Source organism: Pseudomonas sp. G166, assembly GCF_037027455.2.
Lineage (GTDB): Bacteria > Pseudomonadota > Gammaproteobacteria > Pseudomonadales > Pseudomonadaceae > Aquipseudomonas.
This window is the reverse complement of record NZ_CP146985.1, coordinates 4,321,657-4,343,790: the sequence shown is the minus strand read 5'-3', so window position 1 is coordinate 4,343,790 and position 22,134 is coordinate 4,321,657. Positions and strand designations below refer to the sequence as shown.

Genomic DNA, 22,134 nt, shown 5'->3' with positions numbered 1-22,134 from the left:
GTCAATGCAATCAACAAGACGGTTGATCTGGTCCATGCGGTTTTCTGGTCCTTTGGTCAATGCGGTCAACGCACAATCGATCCTCCAGGATCGATGTCGGCTTCAATGGCAAGCCAGCCCCGGGCTCCAACGGTGCCATAGACCATCATAGCGTTTGCTGGGCGGGTCGCCATGGCGAACCACTCATATAACGTCGGCGAAGCCTTTGCGTGTCCTCTGGAACCAGGCGAACCCGGAGCAGGCAATCAGCACTGAGATTGCCGAATAGGCCGCCAGGTGCTCCCATTTCGGCGCCTTGCCCCAGAACAGTACATCGCGAACCATTTCCACTGGCAGCGTCAGCGGGTTTGCCTGCAAGGCGATCTGATAGCTCTGGGGCAGTGTCGAGAGTGGATAGAAAATCGGTGAGAGAAACAGCATCGCCGTGATGACAATGCCGATGAACTGGCCAATATCGCGCAGGTAGACGCTTATCGAGGCGAGAAACCAGGAGATGCCCAGCGTCAGCAACACCAATGGGAGCAGTACCAGTGGCAGCAGAAAAGCGGTTACCGGCGGGGTGCCGAACAGGACGACATAGAAGACCAGCCAGGCCAGCAGGCTGACAGCCATGTGGAACAGCGCTGCACCGAGCGAAACCAGGGGCAGGGCCTCCAGTGGGAACACAATCTTCTTGACGTAGTTGGTGTTGGCCAGCACCAGGCCCGGCGCACGGTTCACGCATTCGGAAAACAGGTTGAACACCAGCAGACCAGCAAACAGCACCAGGGCGAATTCGCTCTTGGATTCACCGCCGCCAGACCAGCGGGCCTTGAAAACGACACTGAACACGAACGTGTAGACCACCAGCATGAAAGCCGGCGTGAAGAACGACCATAGAATACCGAGCATCGAGCCTTTGTAGCGACCGATGACCTCTCTGCGGATCAACACGTAGATCAATATTCGATTGATCAGGACACTCTTGACCATGGCGGCAGGGGACGTGTTGAACGACTGCATTGGTGCTTGATCCTCAAGACAATATCGGATGCTCGTTGAGTCGCATCCCCATGGAGGGTAGGCCAAGTGTAGATTCATTCGCAGTTTTTTATCCCATCTGTGCTTAACTCATCCGCAGCGCCCCGCAAAGGACTGATTCAGTAGCGCCGCAATAATGGTCGTGGTTCATGGAAGGGTTTTGCCGATGTCGTTTGAAGTGGCCATCAGCGCCGAAAACCTGAGCAAGTGTTATCAGATTTATGATTCGCCCAGGGACCGCCTGTTGCAGATGCTTATGCGCGGCAGGAAGCGTTTCTATCGCGAGTTCTGGGCCTTGGACGATGTTTCCCTGACCATCGCAAGGGGGGAGACCGTCGGTATCATCGGCCGTAATGGCAGTGGCAAATCCACCCTGTTGCAACTGATCTGCGGAACGTTGATGCCGACCCGGGGCCGCGTCCAGGGGCATGGCCGGATTGCGGCGTTGTTGGAGTTGGGATCTGGTTTCAATCCGGAATTCACCGGCCGGGAAAACGTCTATGTGAATGCGGCGGTGCTGGGTTTGAGTCGCTCGGAAATCAACGCTCGCTTCGATGACATCATAGCCTTTGCCAATATCGGCGACTTTATCGACCAGCCCACCAAAATCTATTCCAGTGGCATGCTGGTACGGCTGGCCTTTGCCGTTTCGGTCTGTGTAGAGCCCGAGATCCTGATCGTCGATGAGGCCCTCTCCGTCGGCGACGCATCCTTTCAGTTCAAATGCCTGAGTCGGCTGGAAGAACTGGCTGCCAAGGGCACGACGCTGCTGTTCGTCTCCCATGACATGAGCATGGTCAAGCGCTTTTGCCACCGGGTCATCTATCTGCGCGCGGGCCGGGTCGTTGCCAGTGGCTCGCCCGATGAAATGGCCGAGCTGCACTTGCTCGACATGCGTGACGAGCAACGCCGCTGGGCCAGTGGCGGGGTCATACCGGTTACGCGCAAGTCATTCATGGGCGGACAGGAGGGGATGGCCTTTGGTACCGAAGAGGGGCATATCAGCGCTGCCTGCTTTACCAACACCCAGCAGCTTTGCTCCAGTTACCTGTATGGCGACGACATCGAAATTCGCGTCGAGGCGTTGCTGCATGAGTCGATCACTCAACCCAACATCAGCTTCACTATCCAGGAAGCAAGGCTGCTGGTGATTGGTGGAGGCAACTTCGCGCTGCAACCGGGCCCCGTCGAAAACGGCTGGCGGCGTACGGCGATCACGGTGCGCTTCCCGGCCAACCTCGCCGAGGGGCGCTATCATGTCACGCTCAAGCTGTTGCACGGTGCGACGGAAGACACCTCGCAACTGATCGAGAAGCAGGTTGCGCCATTGGCGTTCGACATGTTGCCGAACCACAGGAATTTTCTGGGCATGGTTGACCTGGGGTTGCAGAGGGTCGACCCTCGTCCCGTCGAGTCGCTTCCCAAGGCCTGCGGCACTCCAGGAGAGAGGGTTTTGACGGAACACCTGGATGAGCGCGCCTGGCAGGTCGCTATATTCGGCACCTTCGACGTAGAAAACTACGGCGATCTACTGTTTCCGATCATTGCCGAGGCGGAGTTGGCCCGGCGCTTGGGTTCAGTCAACCTGCATCGGTTTTCCTATCACGCTAAAAAACGACCTGAATGGCCCTATGCGGTGACCTCGCTGACAGAGCTGCCTCAGGTGGCGGCCAGCCTGGATGGCGTTTTGATCGGCGGTGGCTTCCTGATCCGATTCGATAAAGTCGTTGCCCATGGCTATGGGCCGACAACCGCCAATATCCATCACCCTACCGGTTATTGGCTGACGCCTGCGCTCATCGCGCAACAGCACGCGGTCCCGGTCATGTGGAATGCCCCCGGGATGCATTGCAACAGTATCCCCGACTGGGCCAGGCCGTTGTTGACGATGGCCCTTGAGCAAAGCCAGTACGTGCGGGTCCGTGATGCGCTGTCGCGCGATACCCTCGGTGCGCTCACTCAACAGGCCGAGATCCAAGTGCTGCCCGATACCGCGTTTGGCTTGCCCCGCCTGATCGATGAGCAGCAGCCCTCCACCGAGTTCATTCGATTGCGCGAGCGCGCCGGGCTGACCGGGCCCTACATCGTGATCCACGCCATTCACGTGGTGGAATCCTTTGTAAAACTGTTCGAAGACCACGCCGAGACGTTCCAGGGCTATCAGTTCCTGGTGGTGCCGATTGGCCCCGTCTTGGGGGACGATCCGTCGGTCATTGCGGCGCGCCTGCCCCAGGCCATTACCTTGTCATTCTGGCCAGAACCGCTGCTGATGGCGGAAATTCTCAGTCAGGCCCAAGCGGTGATCGGCCATAGCTACCACTTGGCAATAACCGCCTTGGCGTTTGGCGTCCCGGTGTTTTGCTCGGCGGATCTGACGGCGGGCAAATACACGGCACTGGCGGAGTTCGACTCACTCCACGCGTTGCCGGAAGTGGCGACGATCGATCCGCAATGGTTTATCGAACGCATGGGCAAGACCCGCCCATCGCCCGCGGCTCGTGCGGCGGCGGATCAGTTGGTCGAGCACTGGGACCGGGTCGCTGCGATCATTCGCGCAGGTAAAACGTCGTCCCCGCCGGTGTTGGGGGGCTTTCTACAGCATCTGCCCAATCTGCTCGAAGCCGCAGCCGAGGACCGTGACCCATTGCCGGCTGAATCTGCGGTAAGCCCTGTCGTGTCAGAGCCTGAGCTCATCGAACCGGAGCAAGACCCGGCAGTACAAGCGCTTGCCCAGCAGCAACGGATCGTTCAGCTCAGTCAGCAACTGGCCCTCAGTGATGCCAGGATGCTTGAGTTGCAGAACTCCAATTCATTCCGAATGACCGCACCACTGCGCTCCATCGCCCGTGGTATCAGAAACCTGACAGCGAACAAGAACAGACAATGCTAGATCTCTCTCGTCTCACGCCAGCGGCTCTAAAGGCTCACCCGTTCTCATGGGCTGAAATCGGCAGCCTGTATTCGGTCGAGGACGCCGCCGCGTTGGCGGCCTCCTTTCCTCATGATCACTTCAAGACGGTGAGTGGTTATGGCGGTGAGAAAAACTATGACTATGAAGCCCGCGCCCTGGTGGGCATGGGCACCAACACCATCGCTTTCCCCGAAGAACTGAGCGAGGCGTGGTTGAGGCTGGCGCAGGACCTTGGCTCGGTCGGCTATCGAGAAGCCATGTCGGAGCTGACCGGGATAGACCTGCGCACCGTGCCGATGGAGGTCAACGTCTTTCATTACGGTCCTGGCGCCAGCTTGGGGGCCCATCCGGACCTACCCGATAAACTGGTCACTCATATCCTGTATTTCAATGAGTCCTGGGACCGCAACGACGGCGGGTGCCTGAACATCCTGCACCGCAACGACCCCACTGCCGTGGCGGCCGAGATCGAACCCCTGGTGGGCAACTCGGCGATCCTGGTGCGCTCGGATAACTCCTGGCATGCCGTCACGCCCGTGGTGAGCGGCTGCCATTCTTCCCGCCGCAGCCTGACAGCAACGTTCTATCGACCGGGCTCCCTGAGTTCCATGTGGCCGCCGGGCGACAGCACTCCTCTGCATGGGTACCCACGTGCTTAAGCTCGACAGCACCTTGATCGACCGCGATGCCGCCTTGGCCCAAAGAGATGCGGCCATCAATGAACGTGATATTGCCTTGGCAAAAGTCGACTTCCTGCAAAACACCCGTTCGTGGCGTTTCACCCGACCCTTGCGCTCGCTTTTCCGATGGATGCGTTATGGTTTTAGCGCAACGCAGGAGTTGCCCGAGATGGCCGCTGCAGTCGTCTATCCGGCAGCACCGGAGCCATTGCCGAACCTTGATGTGGAACCAGATTTCAGCGCGAAAAGACACCTGGATATTCTCTGCTTCGCCAACATTGATTGGGCTGCGCGATTCCAGCGCCCGCAGCAGTTGATGAGCCAGTTTGCGAGCAATGGTTATCGGGTGTTTTATATCGTCCCCTCCAGTGTGCCGGAGCAAGGACAGCTCTATCGATTGACGTCGGTGGCGCCCAACATCTTTGAAGTGGCACTGCAACGGGATGCGCAAGAGGCGTATTACAAAAAGATAGTGACGCCTGAGAATCATCAGGCTTTGCTGCTCGCCATGGCTGCACTGGTCGCCGATATGCAGATAAGAACCGCCCTCTCGGTGGTGCATATTGCTTACTGGAGCCCGGTGGCTCTCAGCCTGCGAGCCATGCATGGCTGGTGCATTCACTATGACTGCATGGATGACTGGGATGGGTTCCCGAACATCGGTGAGCAACTGCTGAGCGAGGAACAGGCCCTGGTTGCCCAGGCGGATCTGGTGACCGTTTCCGCTGCGTTGCTTCATCAGAAGTGGTGCGCCCACAACCCGCGTTGCGTCTTGGTCCGAAACGCGGTGGACTTCGCTTTTTTTCGACAGCACTGTTTTACCAATGATGTGTTGAGTGGGCTTGTCGGCCCGGTGATTGGCTTTTACGGCGCCCTGGCACAATGGCTCGACTATCCATTACTGGCGGCGCTGGCGGACAGGCGGCCAGAGTGGAATTTCATCCTGGTAGGGGATATTTTCGTCGACGATCTGGCCGGCCTTGAGCACAAGCCCAATGTGCAGTTGTTGGGCAAGAAGCCTTACTCGCAAATGCCGCTCTACCTGGATCATTTCGATGTCTGCCTGATTCCCTTCAGACTCTACAACGTGACGCATGCGGTAGATCCGGTGAAGTTCTACGAGTACATCAGTTCAGGCAAACCGGTGATCTCCACTCCATTGACGGAGATGAGCATTTATAAAGACCTGCTGTACTTCGCAACCGGGGTCGATGAGTTCATCGAGCAGATCGAGCGTGCCTTGGCCGAGCGCGACCTGGCCCTGTACAAACGACGCGTAGAACTCGCCCGGGCCAATGATTGGAAAGACCGATTCAATAGCATGCAACTGGCTATCGTCGGGTTGTACGAAAAAGTCTCCATCGTGCTTGTGACGTACAACAACCTCAATCTGACCGTTCAATGTGTAAATAGCATTCTACGTAATACCACCTGGCCCAATTACCAGCTCATTGTCGTCGATAACGGCTCGGATGATGGTACGGGTGACTATCTTGAGCGCCTGCGCCAAGAGATGCCCACCGCGAAGATCATCCTCAACCCGGACAACCGGGGCTTCGCTGCGGCCAATAACCAGGGTTTGCGAGAAGCCGACGGCGACATCCTGGTGTTGCTCAATAACGACACTGTCGTGCCTGAAGGCTGGCTGGATCCGCTGGTCAGGCATTTGAGAGACCCAAGTATCGGCTTGGTTGGACCGGTCACGAATGCAGTAGGAAACGAAGCGAAAATAGAAGTTTCCTACACCGACATTCAACAGATGCAAGATTTCGCAGACCGCTACATCGAAGCCCACAAGGGACGGTCGTTCGATATCTCGATGCTCGCCATGTTTTGTGTCGCCTTTCGTCGTGGCCTTCTCGAAGAAGTGGGGTATCTGGATGAAGCATTCGGTATCGGGATGTTCGAAGACGACGACTACAGCCGTCGTGTGCAGGCGGCCGGCTACCGGACTGTCTGTGCCGAGGATGTGTTTATCCATCATTACGGGCAGGCATCTTTCAGGAAGCTGATTGCCAGTGGTGAGTATCAGCCCCTCTGGGACAAGAACCAGGCGTACTTCGAAAGCAAATGGGGGACTTGGCAAGCCCACGTTCATCGCGACGAGTCTGGCGTGGAGACGGGCGAGAAAGACTAGATCGCGATGCTCGTGAGGCTGTTTACAGTGGACATAAAATTCATATACCCCACAGATCCCTGTGGGAGCGAGCTTGCTCGCGATGACGTCGGCACATGCAACATCACCGTAAACTGAGCCACCGCTATCGCGAGCAGGCTCGCTCCCACACTCAGTCTTCAGTAGACCCAACATTCGCCAAAGACTATTTCAGCGCCCAGGCAAGTCCTCGCCCATCAGGTGAAACGTCCTGGGCGCAAAGCCAAGCCGGTCACTGGCGTCGGAATGGTCGAATATCAGATCCTGGTTCATGCGTGCCACCAGCGCGCTAGAAAGATGTCGATAGCGAGGCAGGCAGCGCATGATCGAAACGACCCGGCTTAATGCCTTGGCGGGGAGGGGTAGTGTTCGTTCAGGGCATCCCATGGCCTGGAATATTCGCCTTACCATTGTGTGATAAGGCAACACTTCCCCCCCTGAGAGGTTGTAGCTGCCGCTGGGCAGGCCAGGCGCGCTGATGGCGGACAGGCACGCCTGGATCACGTCATTAGCATGCACCGGCTGGCGCAGTCCGGTTCCGCCGCCGATGAGCGGGAAAAAACCAAAGCGTTGAATGAAACGGGCAATTTGCGAGATGTTCTTGTCGCGGCCAAAGCCATAGATCATGGTCGGCCGCAGGATCACCCATTCTATTTGCCGTTCGATAGCCCACTTCTCGAGCTGTTCTTCTGCGCGTATCAAGCGTTGCGCCACCTCCCTTTCCCGAGCGTCGGGCGATGCTTGCTTGGCAAAACGGCTTGTGGAGGACAGCGCGACAATGCGTTTGACGTGGGTGCTGGCAAGGCGCTCCAGATAGTCGGGTAACACCCAGATGGGGGCAAATGACAGGAAGGTGTCCAGCGTTAGTCCGTTCCAGTTGTCAGCGTTTCGCCATGTCACACCAGGGCGGGACTCCTTGGGGAGACCTCGAGTGAAGGCGCTTGTCGAGTGGCCGATTTGTGCCAGCAATGGCAGGGCGTGCTCGCCGAGGAGGCTGGAACCGCCCATTATCCCTATTCGCAATTGAGGTCTCTTATCGTAGGTTCCAAGCATTTTTAAGCCGGGTAGTTGCGTGGCGAAGGACCATCAGGCTGAATCGAAACCAGACCGCGATAACCACGCTGACCCATAGGGCCGCAGGGTATTTACGGCGGAAAAACTTGCGATAGAAACGCAGGATCCCCAGGTGTTTGTGCCATTCGACGAAATAGGGACGATGACGACTGCAAGCACCGAATACATGCATCACCTGGGCATCCGGCACGAACAGGACGCTCCAGCCGCTGCGATGGAAGCGCATGCACCAGTCCAGATCCTCGCAATGGAGGAAATAGTCTTCGTCCCACAACCCGACGCTCTCGATCGCTTCGCGCTTGACCAGCATGCAAGCCCCGGAGATGGCTTCAACGACAATGGGGGCGCTGGGTAGCGGTTCCTTGTGCAGTAAAAAGTCGGAAAACAGCGATGGGAAAAGTGCTGAGAGCCGCGAAAGTCCGAAAGCCCGCATGAAGGCGCGTCTGGGCGTCGGAAACACCCGGCGTCCACCGGCTTGCTCGCTACCGTCCGGATTGCACAGGAACCCTCCGACCATGCCGATCTCTGGCGAACTGCGTAGCGCCAGCAGCAAGCGGTCTATGGCATCGACGGCCAGCACACTGTCCGGGTTCAAGAAAAATAAATTGGCGGCCGTTGACAGGCGGGCACCTTGGTTGCACGCCACGGCGAAGCCGAGGTTGGTGGTGTTGTGTACGATTTGAAGCGAGTCGCCGGCAGCGTGGATTCGCTCCAGCAGTAACAAACTATCGTCGTGGGAGTTGTTATCCACCACGATCACGCTGCAAGCGCCGGCGGCAAATGCCGACCCGACACACGCCACCAAAAGTTCACCAGCATTGTAGTTGACGATGATCACATCACACTTGCCCTGTAGAGATGATGTGTCCCGTTCATCAACAGCGAGCAGTTCCACTGCTTCCAACTTAGTCACTCCATTGATCAAACCTGAATACGTATGGGATCGCGACTACTCAGGTCTGTATTCAAGATAGCATGTCTGCCCTTCGACCAGTTCCGGCCGGCAAGGTCAAAACGTCTGCCCCAAGGAAAACTGGAACACCTGCGTGTCAGCGTTATCCGGCGTTCGCACCGGAAAGGCCACGTTGGCGCTCAATGGTCCCAGCGGGCTGTACCAAGTCACTCCGACGCCTACCGAACTGGCCATCTGGCCGAGGTCGAGCCCGTCACATCCCTGGGTGGTGCTCAGGTAGCACTTGTCGGAGTAGACGCTGCCGACGTCCCAGAACACCGAGGTGCGCAGTGATTTGTTGTCTTTGATAAAGGGCATCGGGAACAGGTATTCCACACCGCCGGTGATGAGGATGTTGCCGCCCAGTGATTCGGTGTCCCGGTCGGAATAATACTTCTGTCCTTCACTGGCATAGGTGCCGGTGGCCGGCGTGTTGCGCGGGCCGAGGGTGCCGCTTTCGAAGCCGCGCACCGAGCCTTCGCCACCGGCGGTGTAGTTCTCGTAGAACGGCAGGCCGTCGGTCGAGCCATAGCTGTTGCCGTAGCCGAGTTTGGTATGCAAGCGCAGCGAGGTGGCATCGCTGACCGGTAGGAAGGCCTGCCCGGTGTAGTCGAGCTTGTAGAAACTCAGGTCGCTGCCGGGCACGGTCACCATCAGGTTCAGGTTTTGCGAATGCCCGCGGGTGGCCAGTACGCCTTTGTTCAGAGTCGATTCAGACCAGCCGAGATTGGCCTTGAAGTTGGTGAACTCGCTCCCTTCGCGTTGGATGAAGTCGTAGATTTCATCGGCGCTGTAGGTCCCTGGCTCGATGCTGTCATGCTGCACCGTCACGCCGAAATTCAGCCGTGAGGTTTCATTGATCGGGTAGCCGAGGGTGGTGCCGGCGCCATAGCTATTGATGGAATAGTACGAATTATCGTCATCGTAATATTCGTTATAGTCGGTGGCGCTGTAGAACGCATTATAGCCCAGGCTCACGCCGTCCGGCGTGAAGTAGGGGTCGGTGAAGCCGATGTTGTACTTGCTTTGGTAAGACGAACGGGTCAGGCCGAGGCTGGCGTAGTTGCCGCTGCCGAGGAAGTTGTTCTGGGTGATCGAGCCACCGAGGATCAGGCCAGCACTCTGGGAGAAGCCGACGCTGGCGGTGATCGAACCGGAAGCCTGTTCTTCGACGCTGTAGTTCACATCCACCTGGTCATCGACGCCCGGTACGGCCGGTGTCTCGACATTGACTTCCTTGAAGAAGCCCAGGCGTTCCAGGCGGGTCTTGGACTGGTCGATCAGGTAGGTCGAGGCCCAGCCACCTTCCATCTGGCGCATTTCACGGCGCAGCACTTCGTCCGCGGTCTTGGTGTTGCCCCGGAAGTTGATGCGGTTGACGTAGGCACGCTTGCCCGGGTCCACCGCGAAAGTGATGTCGACGCTATGGTCTTCATTGTGTGGGGTCGGCACGCCGTTGACGTTGGCGAAGGTGTAGCCCTCGTTGCCCAGGCGACGGGTGAGCAGCTCGGACGTGGTGGTCATCAGCTTGCGCGAGAACACCTGGCCCTTCTGCACCAGCAACAGCGACTGGAGCTGGTCTTGCGGCACTTTCAGGTCACCGCTGAGCTTGACGTCACGAACGGTGTATTTCTCGCCTTCGTTGACGTTGACGGTGATGTAGACGTGCTTCTTGTCCGGGGTGATGGACACCTGGGTCGAAGCGATGTCCATGTTGATGTAGCCACGGTCCAGGTAGTAGGAGCGCAGGCGCTCCAGGTCACCGGAGAGTTTTTCACGGGCGTACTTGTCGTCGTTCTTGAAGAACGACAGCCAGTTGCTGGTCTTGAGGGTGAATTGATCGGTCAGTTCTTGCGTGGTGAAGACGGTATTGCCCACCACGTTGATGTGCTGGATCGCTGCGACAGAGCCTTCGTCTATCTTGATTTTCAAGCCCACACGGTTACGCGGTTGCGCGATCACTTCGGCATCGACGGTGGCTGAGTAGCGACCCTGGGCGACGTATTGGCGCTGCAGCTCGTTACGCACACCTTCGAGGGTGGCGCGCTGGAAGATCTCGCCTTCGGCCAGGCCGGATTGCTTGAGGCCTTTCATCAGGTCTTCAGTGGAGATCGCCTTGTTGCCTTCGATCTCGATACTGGCGACCGACGGGCGTTCGACTACCGTAATGACCAGGACATCGGCGTCGTGCCCCAGTTGGATATCCTGGAAAAAACCAGTCTTGAACAGTGCGCGAGTGGACTCCACCAGGCGTCGCTCATCCGCTTGATCACCCACGTTCAATGGCAAGGCACCGAACACGCTGCCGGCGGAAACGCGCTGAAGGCCGTTGATACGGATGTCGGAAATTTTGAAGCCTTGAGCGTGTGCAAGTGTGGCATTGAGCAGCAGTGCAGCCGAGCAGAGCAGGCGCGAAAAATTCATCAAGATCTTATCCAGGACACATCGACAAGCAGCGTAGGCGGGCGCGGATATCTCACAGCAAGACAAGTCACCGCGCAGCGAGCAGGCTGGTGGAAGTGCAGCATAAAAGCTCGGTGCGTTCGGTGCGGTTAACCAAGTGTCAAGTTAGGTAAAGGTTGGCCCGCGACGATGACGCTGTGTCGTGCAAGGGCGATAATGCACCGCCCCCCACTCAAGAGCGTCCCATGATCCGCGTATTGCTTGTCGACGATGACCAGGAACTGACTGGAATGCTCAGCCAATACCTGGAGCGGGAAGGCTTTGAGGCAACCGCCGTGCATACCGGCGAGGAGGGCGAGGTCCAGGCGCTGTCCGGTCGCTATAGCATCGTAGTGCTGGACGTGATGCTGCCGGGACTGTCGGGCATTGAGGTGCTCAGGCGCATTCGGGCGGTGAACCAGGTGCCGGTGGTGCTGCTCACGGCCCGTGGCGACAACATCGACAAGATCACCGGCTTGGAACTGGGGGCCGATGACTATGTGCCCAAGCCCAGTTCGCCGGGGGAACTGGTGGCACGTCTACGGGCGATCATGCGCCGGGTGCAGCCGATGGATCAGCCCACCAGCGAAGTGATCAGGACCGGCCCGCTGGTCTTGTGGCCCGGCAAGCGCCAGGCCCAGTGGCATGGACGCGAGCTGGCGGTAACCAGCACCGAGTTCAGCCTGCTCGAAGAACTGGCCCGTTGTGCCGGGCAGGTGGTGAGCAAACAGGATCTGTCCCTCAATGCCCTGGGCTGCCCCTTGACCCGCTACGACCGGCGTATCGACGTGCACATCAGCAGCATTCGCCACAAGCTCGGCCCGCGGCCCGACACCAAGGCCTGGATCCAGAGCGTGCGTGGCCTCGGTTACCTGATGATTGCCGAACAATGAAACCCAGCCGGCTGTTCTGGAAACTGTTCCTGGCGTTTTGGCTCGCCACCGGCCTGACATTCCTGGTCGGGTTGGGCTTTCTGGTGATGGGCAGTTCCAGGCCAGGGGATCCGCATCTGGAAACCATCCTGGCCGCTGAGGAACAGCTGCTGCGCCAGTTTGGTGTCGAGTCGGGCCGGCAGCTGCTGGCGGTGTGGGAACACCCGGCTGACCAGGCCGTTGGCGTGTATGACAGTACCGGTCAGTTGCTGGCCGGGGCACCGGTTGCGCAACCGGCCTATACGCGATCGGTCGTCGACAAGGACGGCGCCGCGGTGTTGCTCAAGTCTACCCATCCCCTGGCTCAAGAGCGCGACAAAGGACCGAGCCCCTGGACGCCGTTGATCATCGGCACGGTTATGAGTGCGCTGTTCAGCGGCTATATGGCGTTCTACCTGGCATGGCCGTTGGCCTATCTTCGGCGGGCCATGAGTGACGTTGCTCAAGGGCGCTTCGAAACCCGGGTCAAGCCAATGATGGGCGCGCGCCGGGATGAAATCGTCGATCTGGCCGGGGACTGTGACCGAATGGCCAACCAGTTGAAACTGCTGGTGGAGGCCCAGCAACACCTGTTGCACGACATCTCCCATGAACTGCGTTCGCCATTGACGCGCATGCAGGCGGCTATCGGGCTGTTGCAGCAAGATCCGGCTCGCCTGGAAATGGTGGAGCGCATCGACCGTGAGTCGGTGCGCATGGACATATTGATCGAGGCGTTGTTGACCCTGGCGCGCCTGCAAGGGCGGCCTGAGAGTATCGAGCGCGAGCCCATCGATATCGTCGAGTTGCTGTCGGTGATCGTCGAGGACGCTCGATTCGAGGCGCAAATGAAAGGTTGCCAGGTCAGTTTGCAAGCGTGCCCGGCCTTTGTCAGTCGGGTCAGCGGCGAACTGTTGTATCGCTGTTTCGAGAACGTCATTCGAAATGCGGTGCGCTATACCCGGCCGGGGAGCACGGTGGTGGTCGTGGCTGAGACCACCACCGAGGCAGGCTGCCTGACGGTGCGGATTAGCGATCAGGGACCAGGTGTTGAAAACGACCGCTTGCAGGATATTTTCCATCCGTTCGAGCGGGGCCTGAACGACAGCAGTGCCGGTTTCGGCCTGGGTTTGGCTATCGCTTCAAGGGCCGTGGAAATACACGGCGGCACGATCATGGCGCGCAACGAGCCAGCCGGTGGGTTGACCGTGGAAATCAGCTTGCCCCATCAGGCATGATCTTTACACGATATTACATTGGCTTGACGGCTCTGTACGCCCCGCCTCAGTAGACTTTGCGCTCAAACTTATTCAGCGTGGAGGTGCTCATGTTTCTGGTTCATAAGAAGGGCTTCGTCCCCGGCAAGAGAATGGTCGACGGCCTGGTGCCCTACGACTTCTTCTGCGAGGACAATCCGGGCCTCAACCTGTTTGTCTTCACTGGCTCCGCCACCCCGGGCAAAGTGGTCGAGGAACAGACACTTTGGGGTTTTACTCGTCTGGAGCGTTTTGAAGCGCTGAGTGGCACGCTGGTGTCGAACAAAAAGCATGCAGGCTGGTTCCAGAAGGTCAATGTGCTCACCGGCCCCGCCCAGAACGGTACTCAAGGCGTGAAGTTCCAGCGGGTGCTGAAAATCATCAAGCACACCGATGCATCGGGTCGTGTGGCCAGCAAGGCTGACTACGAGATCCAGACAGACGAAGGCGACACCTACTTCACTCGTCGGCCTGCGATGGGCGATAGCGCGCAAACTATTATCTATTCGGCTGATCAGTAGGCTCGACTTCGAGATGCCGGGGTGCCTACTGCGCAATGTCTGTTTAATAGGGTGCCAAGATCAACAGCCAAAGCAGAGCAGGAGACCCCCAGCATCTATGTAGCTGAACGACCGCTATCGCGAGCAAGCTCGCTCCCACATGGGGCTGAGGGTGTTCACAGTATCTGCAAACAACACAAAAACCTGTGGGAGCGGGCTCGCCCCAATCAGGCCGGCTATGAGGCCGCCTCGTTTTGCTGCAACGCCTCAGCCATCGGCAAGCTGAAACCGATAACCCACCCCATACAACGACTCGATCGGCTGTTCACCCGGGCAGGCCTGTTCGAGCTTGCGCCGCAGATTACGGATATGGCTGTCGACGGTGCGATCAGTGACTACCCGGTGATCGGAATAGATCCTGTCCAGCAACTGATCCCGGGAAAACACCCGCCCGGGAGAGCGGGCGAAGGTGCTGAGCAGGCGCAGCTCCAGCGGCGTGAGGTCCAGTGCGATGCCGTCGAAAGACGCCAGGTACTGTTCTTCGTCAATCAGCAGACGCTTTGGCCCAGAGTTCAGAAGTTGCGGGCTACGCCGCAGGATCGCCTTGACCCGGGCCACCACCTCGCGCGGGCTGAAGGGTTTACAGATGTAGTCATCGGCCCCCAGGTCCAGCCCGAGCAGGCGGTCCACTTCCTCGACGCGGGCGGTGATCATGATGATCGGCACGGCGCTGAAGCGACGCAGCTCCTGGCACACTTGCAGGCCGTCGCACCCGGGCAGCATCAGGTCGAGCAGGATCAACCGCGGTTCGCTGGCACGTACCGCTGGCACCACTTGAAGGCCATTGTCCAGGCACTGGGTCGGGTAGCCGGCGGCGATCAGGTAGTCGCGCATCAATGCAGCCAGTTTGGGTTCGTCTTCGACGATAAGGATCGGACTGTCATTGGTCATGTCAGGCGTTCCGTGGCAGGCGCAGGGTCAGCCAAAGGCCGCCCAGCGGCGAGTGATCGGCGCTGAGGCTGCCGCCGTGGGCCAGGGCGATGCTGTGGCAGATGGCGAGCCCCAGGCCGGCGCCACCACTGGCGCGATTGCGTGAGCTTTCGCCGCGGTAAAAGCGCTCGAACAGCCGCGGCAATTGATCCGCATCGACCCCGGGGCCGGAGTCGAGAAAGTCGATGCGCACGACGTCGTCCTCGCTGGCGGCTCGAATACGCAGCACACCGCCTTCATCGGTATAGCGCACTGCGTTTTCCAGCAGATTGCCGAACAGTTGCTGCAGGCGTTTGGGGTCGGCTTCGACCTGCAGCGGCGTTGTCGGCAGCTCCAGCTCCAAACCCAGATGCCGGGCATTGCAGCGCTCCTGGAACATCGCCACGCAACCGTCGAGCAAGTCGTTGAGATCGCATTCGCTCTTGCGGTAGGTCAGCGCACCGACATCGGCCAGGGACAGTTCATACAGATCGTCCACCAGTTTGCTGAGCATGCCGACTTCGCCTTGCAGCGATTTCATCGAGGCCTGATCGAGGGTGCGCACACCGTCTTCGATGGCCTCCAGCTCACCGCGCAATACCGACAGCGGGGTACGCAGTTCATGAGACACGTCGGCCATGAACTCCCGGCGCATTTTTTCATTACGCTCCAGGGTATACGCCAATTGATTGAAGTCCCGGGCCAGTTGACCAACTTCGTCGTTGGAGGACACCGACACCCGGTTGCTGTATTCCCCGGCGGCCAGTCGGTGCGTGGCGGCGGCCACTCGCTTGACCGGATCGAGCAGGGCACGGGCGATCCACCAGGCGATCAGCATCGCCAGCAGCAACGAGAACACGCCCACGGCCAGGCTGGTGCGCACCAGGTACTGCCGAAAGCGTTCGCCCCCGGCTTCGGTCACGTTCTGGAACGGCGTCACCGCCAGCCAGCCGACGGTTTTGCCAGCGACCTCGATCGGGCGCATCAGGGCGTCGTCGGCAATGGCCGAATAGCCCATGACCCTTTGCTTTTGTTGGTCCAGCAGGGCGATGCGAAACACCGCGCCAGTCAGGTCGGACATCGGCATGGGCGGCCGTTCTGGGTCGGTGGTGTTTTCCCCCGGTTCCGGGCGCAGCAGTTCGAACCAGCGATCCGGCTGGTTGCGCAGGAATTCCCAGTCGCCTTCGCGTGCGTAGGCGTTGGCCAGGCGCGGTAGCACCGGCTGCATGCGCAGCAGCGCCTGTTCGTTGAGGTAGTCGAGAAAGCCGTTGCCAAAGCTCCAACCGTTGGCCACCCCCATGCTCAGGATGACAAACAGCACGCTGGCCATTACGGCAATAAACAGCTTGGTGGAGATGCTCAGTTTCATGGGCTCGGGCAGGTCGATGAATGCCCGTCCATTTAGGCCCTGGTGCGATGAAGATTCAAGGGCAGCGGGCAATCTTCAATTTTCCTGCACATTTGCCTCTCAGTATGGCGCCTGGCTTGAACCATCCGTCTTGCAGAGGCATTTATGTCGACCAAATTATTCGCCAAATCCCTGGTGACCGCCGCCTTCCTGGTGGCCTTGATCGTTCTGTTCATGTTGGGCGGGTGCTCCGGTGAATCCGCCCCCGCACTGGAACCGCCCAAGGTTTCCGTGATCACCGTGCAGCCACAAAGCCAGGCCCTGACCACGGAACTGGCCGGACGCACCCAGGCGTTCATGGTCGCCGAGATTCGTCCGCAGGTGGGCGGTATCGTCCAGCAGCGCCTGTTTGTCGAAGGGGCCGAGGTCAAGGCCGGGCAGGCGCTTTATCAACTGGACGCTTCCTCTTACAAGGCCGCGTTGGCTGAAGCCCAGGCGAACCTCGCCAAGGCACGCGCCACCCTGAAGTCAGCCCAGGCCAAGGCCAAGCGTGATGCACAGTTGGTGAAAATCGATGCCATCAGCCAGCAGGACAACGAGGATGCCCAGGCCAGCCTGCTGACCGCCGAAGCGGAATTGCAAGTGGCCCAGGCCGATGTCGACACCGCACGCATCAACCTGGCGTATACCCGCATCAGTTCTCCCGTCAGCGGCCGCATCGAAACCTCGACGGTCACCCCTGGCGCGCTGGTGGTTGCCAACCAAGACAGCGCACTGACCACGGTGCAGCAGTTGGACCCGATGTATGTCGACGTCACCCAATCGACCACCGAGCTGCTGCGCCTCAAGCGCGACCTGGCCAGCGGTGTGCTCCAGAGCAATGGTGAAGGCGAGGCGCGGATCAGTCTCAAGCTCGATGACGGCAGTACCTACGCCCATGAGGGGCGCTTGAAGTTCAGCGGGGTCAGCGTCAATGAGGGCACCGGTACGGTGACCTTGCGGGCGCAAATCGCCAACCCCGAGCGCCTGTTGCTGCCAGGCATGTACGTGCGGGCGGTGCTGGAGCAGGCGCGGGATGACAAGGCCATCCTGATTCCACAGAAGGCGGTGACTCGCAGCGCCAGCGGCGCGACTTCGGTGCTGGTGGTGGTCAATGGCAAGGTCGAGCAACGGCTGCTGACCATCGATCGGGCCGTGGATAACCAATGGTGGGTCACGGCAGGGCTGAACGCGGGAGACCAGGTGATTGTCGAGGGCGGGCAGAAAGTCCGGGTCGGTGACACCGTCGTGGCGCAGAACGCCGGCACCCGCAGCCGTACGCAGAAAGCCACGCCTGTTGCCATTGCGCAGGAGGGTTGACCATGGCGCGCTTCTTTATCGACCGACCGATCTTTGCCTGGGTCATCGCCATTGTCATCATGCTCGCCGGCGCCTTGTCCATCAGCCAGTTGCCCTTGGAGCAGTACCCGGACATCGCGCCGCCGACGGTGCGTATCTCCGCCACCTACACCGGCGCCTCGGCCAAGACCGTGGAAGACTCGGTGACCCAGGTCATCGAACAGCAGATGAAAGGCCTGGACAATCTAACCTACATGTCGGCCTCCAGCAGTTCGGACGGCAGTGCCAGCATCAGCCTGACCTTCACCGCCGGCACTAACCCGGACGTGGCCCAGATGCAGGTGCAGAACAAGCTGCAACAGGCCGAGTCGAGGTTGCCGCAGTCGGTGCAAAGCGAGGGGTTGACCGTGACCAAGGGCGGTTCGGACTTCCTGATGATTGCCGCCCTGGCGTCCGACAACCCGAGCGTCACCGGCACCCAGATTGGCGACTATATCTCCAGTACCTTGCTCGATTCCATCAGCCGCATCGACGGTGTTGGTGATGTGCAGACCTTGGGTTCGGGCTATGCCATGCGCATCTGGCTGGACCCGGCCCAGCTGGAAAAGTACGCGCTGATGCCCTCGGATATCAGCAGCGCCCTGGAGGCGCAGAACACTGAGGTCTCCGCCGGTCAGCTCGGCGCCATGCCGGCGGTGAAGGGCCAGCAGTTGAACGCCACTATCAGCGCCCGCAGCAAGCTGCAAACCGTCGAAGAGTTTCGCAATGTCGTGGTCAAGTCCACCAGTAACGGTGCGGTGGTGTTGCTTGGGGATGTAGCACGGGTTGAATTGGGCAGTGAAAGCTACGACGTAACCTCCGCCCTTAACGGTAAACCCGCCGCTGCCATGGGCGTACAGCTCGCCGCCGGGGCCAATGCCCTGAATGTGGGCGAGGCGGTGAAAGCCAAGCTCAAGGAGCTGGAGCCGTTCTACCCCACGGAAATGCAGCTTAAGAACGTTATCGCCTACGACACCACGCCCTTTGTCAGCCTGTCCATCGAAGAGGTGGTCAAGTCCTTGGGCGAGGCCATTGTCCTGGTCGTGCTGATCATGTTCCTTTTCTTGCAGAACCTGCGGGCCACGCTGATCCCGGCGATCACCGTGCCGGTGGTGCTGCTTGGTACGTTTGGCGTGCTGGCGCTGTTCGGTTACTCGATCAACACCCTGACCATGTTCGCCATGGTCCTGGCCATCGGCCTGTTGGTGGACGACGCGATTGTGGTGGTGGAGAACGTCGAGCGGGTGATGGGCGAGAAGGGCCTGTCGGCCCTGGATGCCACGCGCCAGTCGATGGATGAAATCACCAGCGCCCTGGTCGGCATCGCCCTGGTGCTCAGCGCAGTGTTCATTCCCATGGCATTTTTTGGCGGCTCTACCGGGGTCATCTACCGGCAGTTTTCGGTCACCATCGTCTCGGCCATGGTGCTCTCGGTGCTGGTCGCGATGACGCTGACGCCGGCATTGTGCGCGACCCTGCTCAAACCGTCCGATGGCCAGGACCATGGCGCCCAAGGCGGCTTTTTCGGCTGGTTCAACCGCACGTTCGAGCGCACTGCCGAGGCCTATAAACGCCAGGTGGGTGGGATTTTGCAGCGCGGGCGCCTCAGCTGGCTGGTGTATGGGCTGGTGGTGCTGGTGATGGGCGCCGGTTATCTGAGCCTGCCGACCTCGTTCCTGCCAGATGAAGATCAGGGCATTCTCATGGCTCAGGTGCAGTTGCCAGTAGGGGCCACGGACAGCCGCACTCAAGCGGTGGTCAAGCAATTCGAAAGCTACCTGCTCGAACAACCGGAAGTCGAAGCGCTGATCAGCATTTCCGGCCTGGGCATGAACGGCAACAGCCAGAACAGCGCCCGCGCGTTTATCCGGCTCAAGGACTGGAGCGAGCGCACGGGGGCAGGGCAGGATGCGGCGTCCATTGCCCAGCGCGCGACCATGGCGCTGTCGAGCATCGGCGATGCCAATGTGTTCGTCATGCAACCGCCGGCCGTGCGTGGGATGGGACAGACATCCGGCTTCGACCTGCAACTCAAGGACCTCGCCGGCCTGGGGCACGACACGCTGGTGGCGGCGCGGGAAAAACTTATCGAGCTGGCCAACCAGGACCCTCGCTTGCTCGGCGTACGCAGCAATGGCCTGGACGACGCCCCACAGCTCAAGGTCAGCATCGATGATCGCAAGGCCGGGGCGTTGAGCCTGAGCACCAGCGACATCAACACCACGCTGTCCACGGCGTTGGGCGGCACTTACGTCAATGATTTCCTCAACCAGGGCCGGGTGAAGAAGGTCTACGTCCAGGGCGAGGCTGCCGCACGGATGCAGGCGGCCGACCTGGAGCATTGGTTCGTGCGCAACAGCAACAACGAGATGGTGCCTTTTTCCTCGTTCGCCAGCAGTGCCTGGAGCTACGGCTCGCCGTTGCTGGAGCGCTACAACGGCAACGCGTCGTTGGAGGTGGTCGGCGACCCGGCGCCTGGGGTCAGTTCCGGGGACGCCATGGACGCGGTGGAAGCGATTATCAAGCAATTGCCGCAAGGCATCGGTTACGAGTGGACCGGGCAGTCCTATCAACTGCGCCTTTCCGGTTCGCAGGCACCGTTGCTGTACGGGATATCGGTGCTGTTTGTGTTCCTGTGCCTGGCCGCGCTCTATGAGAGTTGGTCGGTGCCTTTCTCGGTGATGCTGGTGGTGCCGTTGGGCGTGGTGGGCGCGGTGCTGGCCACCCGAGTCAGTGGCTTGAGCAACGACGTCTACTTCCAGGTCGGGCTATTGACCACCGTGGGGTTGGCGGCCAAGAACGCGATTCTGATCGTCGAGTTCGCCAAGCACCTGCAAGAGCAGGGCAACAGCCTGCGCGAGGCGACGTTGATCGCGGTGCGCCAACGCCTGCGGCCGATTCTCATGACGTCCCTGGCCTTCATGTTCGGCGTATTGCCCCTGGCCCTGAGTAGCGGCGCAGGTTCCGCCGGACGCCAGGCCATTGGTACCGGTGTGCTGGGTGGCATGTTGTCCGCCACGCTGTTGGGGATCTTCTTCGTACCCTTGTTTTTCGTGCAGATTCGCCGGCGTTTTTCCCGGGTTTCCACGGCTTCGACTTCTGTTCCAACCACCCAGGCAGGTGACGCATGATCAAGTTTCGCTGGCCTTTGCTGGCCGTTCTCGCGCTGCTCGGTGGCTGCATCAATCTGGCGCCGCAGTATGAGCGCCCGGAGGCGCCGGTCGCCGAGCAATGGCTGGCGCCCGCCAGCACACCCAAAGGGCAGGTGGCCGCCGATATCGAGTGGCAACAGTTTTTCACTGACAGCCGTCTGGCGCGCTTGCAGACCCTGGCGCTGAGCAACAATCGCGACCTGCGCCTGGCCGCCTTGAACGTCGAAAAGGCCCAGGCGCAATACCGCATCCAGCGCGCTGAGTCGTTACCGTCGATCGATGCCAGTGTCAGTGGCACTCACAGCCGTACGCCTGGTTCGTTGTCCAACAGTGGCTCGGCGACCACCACCCATGACTACAGCGCGCAACTGGGGCTGAGCAGTTATGAAGTGGATCTGTTCGGTCGGGTGCAAAACCTTCAGGACGAAGCCCTGGAAGACTATCTGGCCCTGACCGAAACCCGGCGTAGCACGCAGATCAGCCTGGTGGCCGAAGTGGCCACGGCCTGGTTGACCCTGGCGGCGGACAACGAGCGGCTGCACCTGGCCCAAGAGACCTTGCGCAGCCAGCTGGCGACCTACGAATTGACCCAGCGCAGCCACGCGCTGGGTGGTTCCTCCGGTCTGTCCGTGGCCCAGGCGCAAACCACCGTGGAGTCAGCCCGGGCCGACGCGGCGGAGTATGAAAGCCAGATTCTCCAGGATCGCAATGCCCTGCGCCTGCTGGTGGGCAGTGATGTTCCCGAAGAACTGCTGCCAGGCTCGACCCTGGAATCGGCTGCGGCGCTGGTCCAGGTACCGGCCGAGCTGCCTTCCAGCCTGCTGCAACGGCGTCCGGATGTATTGGCCGCCGAACACACCCTCAAGTCAGCCAATATCGACATCGGCGCGGCCCGTGCGGCGTTCTTCCCAAGCATCAGCCTGACGGCCAGTGCCGGTTCTTCCAGTTCGGCCTTGTCCAGCCTGTTCAAGTCCGGCAGTGGCGCCTGGTCGTTTGCTCCGAGCGTCAGCCTGCCGATCTTCGACGGCGGCAGCAATCGTGCGACGCTGGACGCGGCCAAGACCGAGCGCGAGATTCAGGTGCAGACTTACCAGCAGACGCTGCAAAGCGCGTTCAAGGAAGTGGCCGATGCCCTGGCGGTACGCAGCACCCTGGATAGGCGCATCGAGGCCCAGCAGGCGTTGACCGACGCCAGCCGCAAGAGCTTCGAACTGTCCGACGCCTTATACCGGGGTGGTTCCCAGAGCTATCTCGAAGCCCTGGATGCCCAGCGCTCGCTGTACAGCGCGCAGCAGGACTTGATCAGCTTGCGCCTGACCGAACAGAGCAACCGCGTGACGCTGTACAAGGTAATGGGGGGCGGCTGGAACTGAACCGACCTTCAGAG

15 protein-coding genes and 1 pseudogene are annotated in these 22,134 nt (G+C 60.0%); 10 read left to right on the top strand and 6 right to left on the bottom strand.

The genetic code is table 11. The features are described from left to right. Window positions 1-183: 183 nt before the first annotated feature. Window positions 184-1,002, bottom strand: a complete 819-nt coding sequence (locus tag SGN16_RS18805) for an ABC transporter permease (protein WP_335944359.1) — start codon at window positions 1,000-1,002, stop codon at window positions 184-186. Between the two features lie 184 nt (window positions 1,003-1,186). Here SGN16_RS18805 and SGN16_RS18800 point away from each other — a divergent pair. The 4 genes and pseudogenes from SGN16_RS18800 to SGN16_RS18785 all read left to right on the top strand — a co-directional run. After that, window positions 1,187-2,410: pseudogene (locus tag SGN16_RS18800) on the top strand (ABC transporter ATP-binding protein); the annotation flags it as partial. Then, complete coding sequence (locus tag SGN16_RS18795) at window positions 2,390-3,910, top strand: polysaccharide pyruvyl transferase family protein (protein ID WP_335944535.1); 1,521 nt, start codon at window positions 2,390-2,392, stop codon at window positions 3,908-3,910. The pseudogene SGN16_RS18800 and the gene SGN16_RS18795, both read left to right, overlap by 21 nt. Continuing rightward, window positions 3,904-4,590, top strand: a complete 687-nt coding sequence (locus tag SGN16_RS18790; protein WP_335944358.1) for a 2OG-Fe(II) oxygenase — start codon at window positions 3,904-3,906, stop codon at window positions 4,588-4,590. Before SGN16_RS18795 ends, SGN16_RS18790 begins: the two co-directional genes overlap by 7 nt. Beyond that, entirely contained in the window at window positions 4,583-6,748 is a 2,166-nt protein-coding gene (locus SGN16_RS18785) for a glycosyltransferase (protein ID WP_335944357.1), read from the top strand. The genes SGN16_RS18790 and SGN16_RS18785 overlap by 8 nt, the downstream gene beginning before the upstream one ends. Before the next feature lie 189 nt (window positions 6,749-6,937). On the opposite strand, the gene SGN16_RS18780 is transcribed toward SGN16_RS18785, so the two are convergent. From SGN16_RS18780 to bamA, 3 genes are all read right to left on the bottom strand, one after another. After that, window positions 6,938-7,774: an NAD-dependent epimerase/dehydratase family protein gene (locus SGN16_RS18780; protein WP_335944356.1), complete on the bottom strand. Its 837-nt coding sequence runs from the start codon at window positions 7,772-7,774 to the stop codon at window positions 6,938-6,940. Window positions 7,775-7,799: 25 nt separating this feature from the next. Further along, window positions 7,800-8,735, bottom strand: coding sequence for a glycosyltransferase family 2 protein (locus SGN16_RS18775; RefSeq protein WP_335944534.1), 936 nt, complete (start codon window positions 8,733-8,735; stop codon window positions 7,800-7,802). Window positions 8,736-8,849: 114 nt separating this feature from the next. Next, window positions 8,850-11,216 carry an outer membrane protein assembly factor BamA gene (gene bamA, locus SGN16_RS18770; RefSeq protein ID WP_210639497.1) on the bottom strand — a complete coding sequence of 789 codons (2,367 nt, stop codon included), beginning with the start codon at window positions 11,214-11,216 and terminating at the stop codon, window positions 8,850-8,852. Between the two features lie 224 nt (window positions 11,217-11,440). Here bamA and SGN16_RS18765 point away from each other — a divergent pair, with 224 nt between their 5' ends. The 3 genes from SGN16_RS18765 to SGN16_RS18755 all read left to right on the top strand — a co-directional run bounded on the left by SGN16_RS18765 (window position 11,441) and on the right by SGN16_RS18755 (window position 13,922). After that, a complete protein-coding gene (locus tag SGN16_RS18765; protein WP_210639496.1) occupies window positions 11,441-12,127 on the top strand; it encodes a response regulator transcription factor in 687 nt (228 codons plus the stop codon). After that, window positions 12,124-13,383, top strand: a complete 1,260-nt coding sequence (locus SGN16_RS18760) for an ATP-binding protein (RefSeq protein ID WP_335944355.1) — start codon at window positions 12,124-12,126, stop codon at window positions 13,381-13,383. The genes SGN16_RS18765 and SGN16_RS18760 overlap by 4 nt, the downstream gene beginning before the upstream one ends. An 89-nt stretch (window positions 13,384-13,472) precedes the next feature. Continuing rightward, complete coding sequence (locus SGN16_RS18755; RefSeq protein ID WP_210639494.1) at window positions 13,473-13,922, top strand: hypothetical protein; 450 nt, start codon at window positions 13,473-13,475, stop codon at window positions 13,920-13,922. Window positions 13,923-14,168: 246 nt separating this feature from the next. On the opposite strand, the gene SGN16_RS18750 is transcribed toward SGN16_RS18755, so the two are convergent. Together SGN16_RS18750 and baeS are read right to left on the bottom strand one after the other, a co-directional pair. Beyond that, window positions 14,169-14,852, bottom strand: coding sequence for a response regulator (locus SGN16_RS18750; RefSeq protein WP_335944354.1), 684 nt, complete (start codon window positions 14,850-14,852; stop codon window positions 14,169-14,171). Window position 14,853: 1 nt separating this feature from the next. Next, a complete protein-coding gene (gene baeS, locus SGN16_RS18745; protein ID WP_335944533.1) occupies window positions 14,854-16,239 on the bottom strand; it encodes a sensor histidine kinase efflux regulator BaeS in 1,386 nt (461 codons plus the stop codon). A gap of 144 nt (window positions 16,240-16,383) precedes the next feature. On the opposite strand from baeS, the gene SGN16_RS18740 reads away from it, so the two are divergent. Genes SGN16_RS18740 through SGN16_RS18730 form a run of 3 tightly spaced genes read left to right on the top strand, consistent with a single transcriptional unit; the run spans window position 16,384 to window position 22,120 of the window. Beyond that, entirely contained in the window at window positions 16,384-17,577 is a 1,194-nt protein-coding gene (locus SGN16_RS18740) for an efflux RND transporter periplasmic adaptor subunit (protein ID WP_335944353.1), read from the top strand. 2 nt (window positions 17,578-17,579) lie between these two features. Beyond that, on the top strand, window positions 17,580-20,726 hold the full coding sequence (locus SGN16_RS18735; protein ID WP_335944352.1) for an efflux RND transporter permease subunit: 3,147 nt from the start codon (window positions 17,580-17,582) through the stop codon (window positions 20,724-20,726). Then, window positions 20,723-22,120, top strand: coding sequence for an efflux transporter outer membrane subunit (locus SGN16_RS18730; protein ID WP_210639490.1), 1,398 nt, complete (start codon window positions 20,723-20,725; stop codon window positions 22,118-22,120). Before SGN16_RS18735 ends, SGN16_RS18730 begins: the two co-directional genes overlap by 4 nt. Window positions 22,121-22,134 lie beyond the last annotated feature (14 nt).

Excerpts from the sequence above, each read along its gene's own strand:
- SGN16_RS18755 (WP_210639494.1), top strand. The coding sequence starts at position 13,473 with ATGTTTCTGGTTCATAAGAAGGGCTTCGTCCCCGGCAAGAGAATGGTC.
- SGN16_RS18735 (WP_335944352.1), top strand. The coding sequence starts at position 17,580 with ATGGCGCGCTTCTTTATCGACCGACCGATCTTTGCCTGGGTCATCGCC.
- SGN16_RS18730 (WP_210639490.1), top strand. The coding sequence starts at position 20,723 with ATGATCAAGTTTCGCTGGCCTTTGCTGGCCGTTCTCGCGCTGCTCGGT.
- SGN16_RS18740 (WP_335944353.1), top strand. The coding sequence starts at position 16,384 with ATGTCGACCAAATTATTCGCCAAATCCCTGGTGACCGCCGCCTTCCTG.
- bamA (WP_210639497.1), bottom strand. The coding sequence starts at position 11,216 with ATGAATTTTTCGCGCCTGCTCTGCTCGGCTGCACTGCTGCTCAATGCC.
- baeS (WP_335944533.1), bottom strand. The coding sequence starts at position 16,239 with ATGAAACTGAGCATCTCCACCAAGCTGTTTATTGCCGTAATGGCCAGC.
- SGN16_RS18750 (WP_335944354.1), bottom strand. The coding sequence starts at position 14,852 with ATGACCAATGACAGTCCGATCCTTATCGTCGAAGACGAACCCAAACTG.
- SGN16_RS18795 (WP_335944535.1), top strand. The coding sequence starts at position 2,390 with ATGGTTGACCTGGGGTTGCAGAGGGTCGACCCTCGTCCCGTCGAGTCG.
- SGN16_RS18790 (WP_335944358.1), top strand. The coding sequence starts at position 3,904 with ATGCTAGATCTCTCTCGTCTCACGCCAGCGGCTCTAAAGGCTCACCCG.
- SGN16_RS18805 (WP_335944359.1), bottom strand. The coding sequence starts at position 1,002 with ATGCAGTCGTTCAACACGTCCCCTGCCGCCATGGTCAAGAGTGTCCTG.
- SGN16_RS18765 (WP_210639496.1), top strand. The coding sequence starts at position 11,441 with ATGATCCGCGTATTGCTTGTCGACGATGACCAGGAACTGACTGGAATG.
- SGN16_RS18760 (WP_335944355.1), top strand. The coding sequence starts at position 12,124 with ATGAAACCCAGCCGGCTGTTCTGGAAACTGTTCCTGGCGTTTTGGCTC.
- SGN16_RS18780 (WP_335944356.1), bottom strand. The coding sequence starts at position 7,774 with ATGGGCGGTTCCAGCCTCCTCGGCGAGCACGCCCTGCCATTGCTGGCA.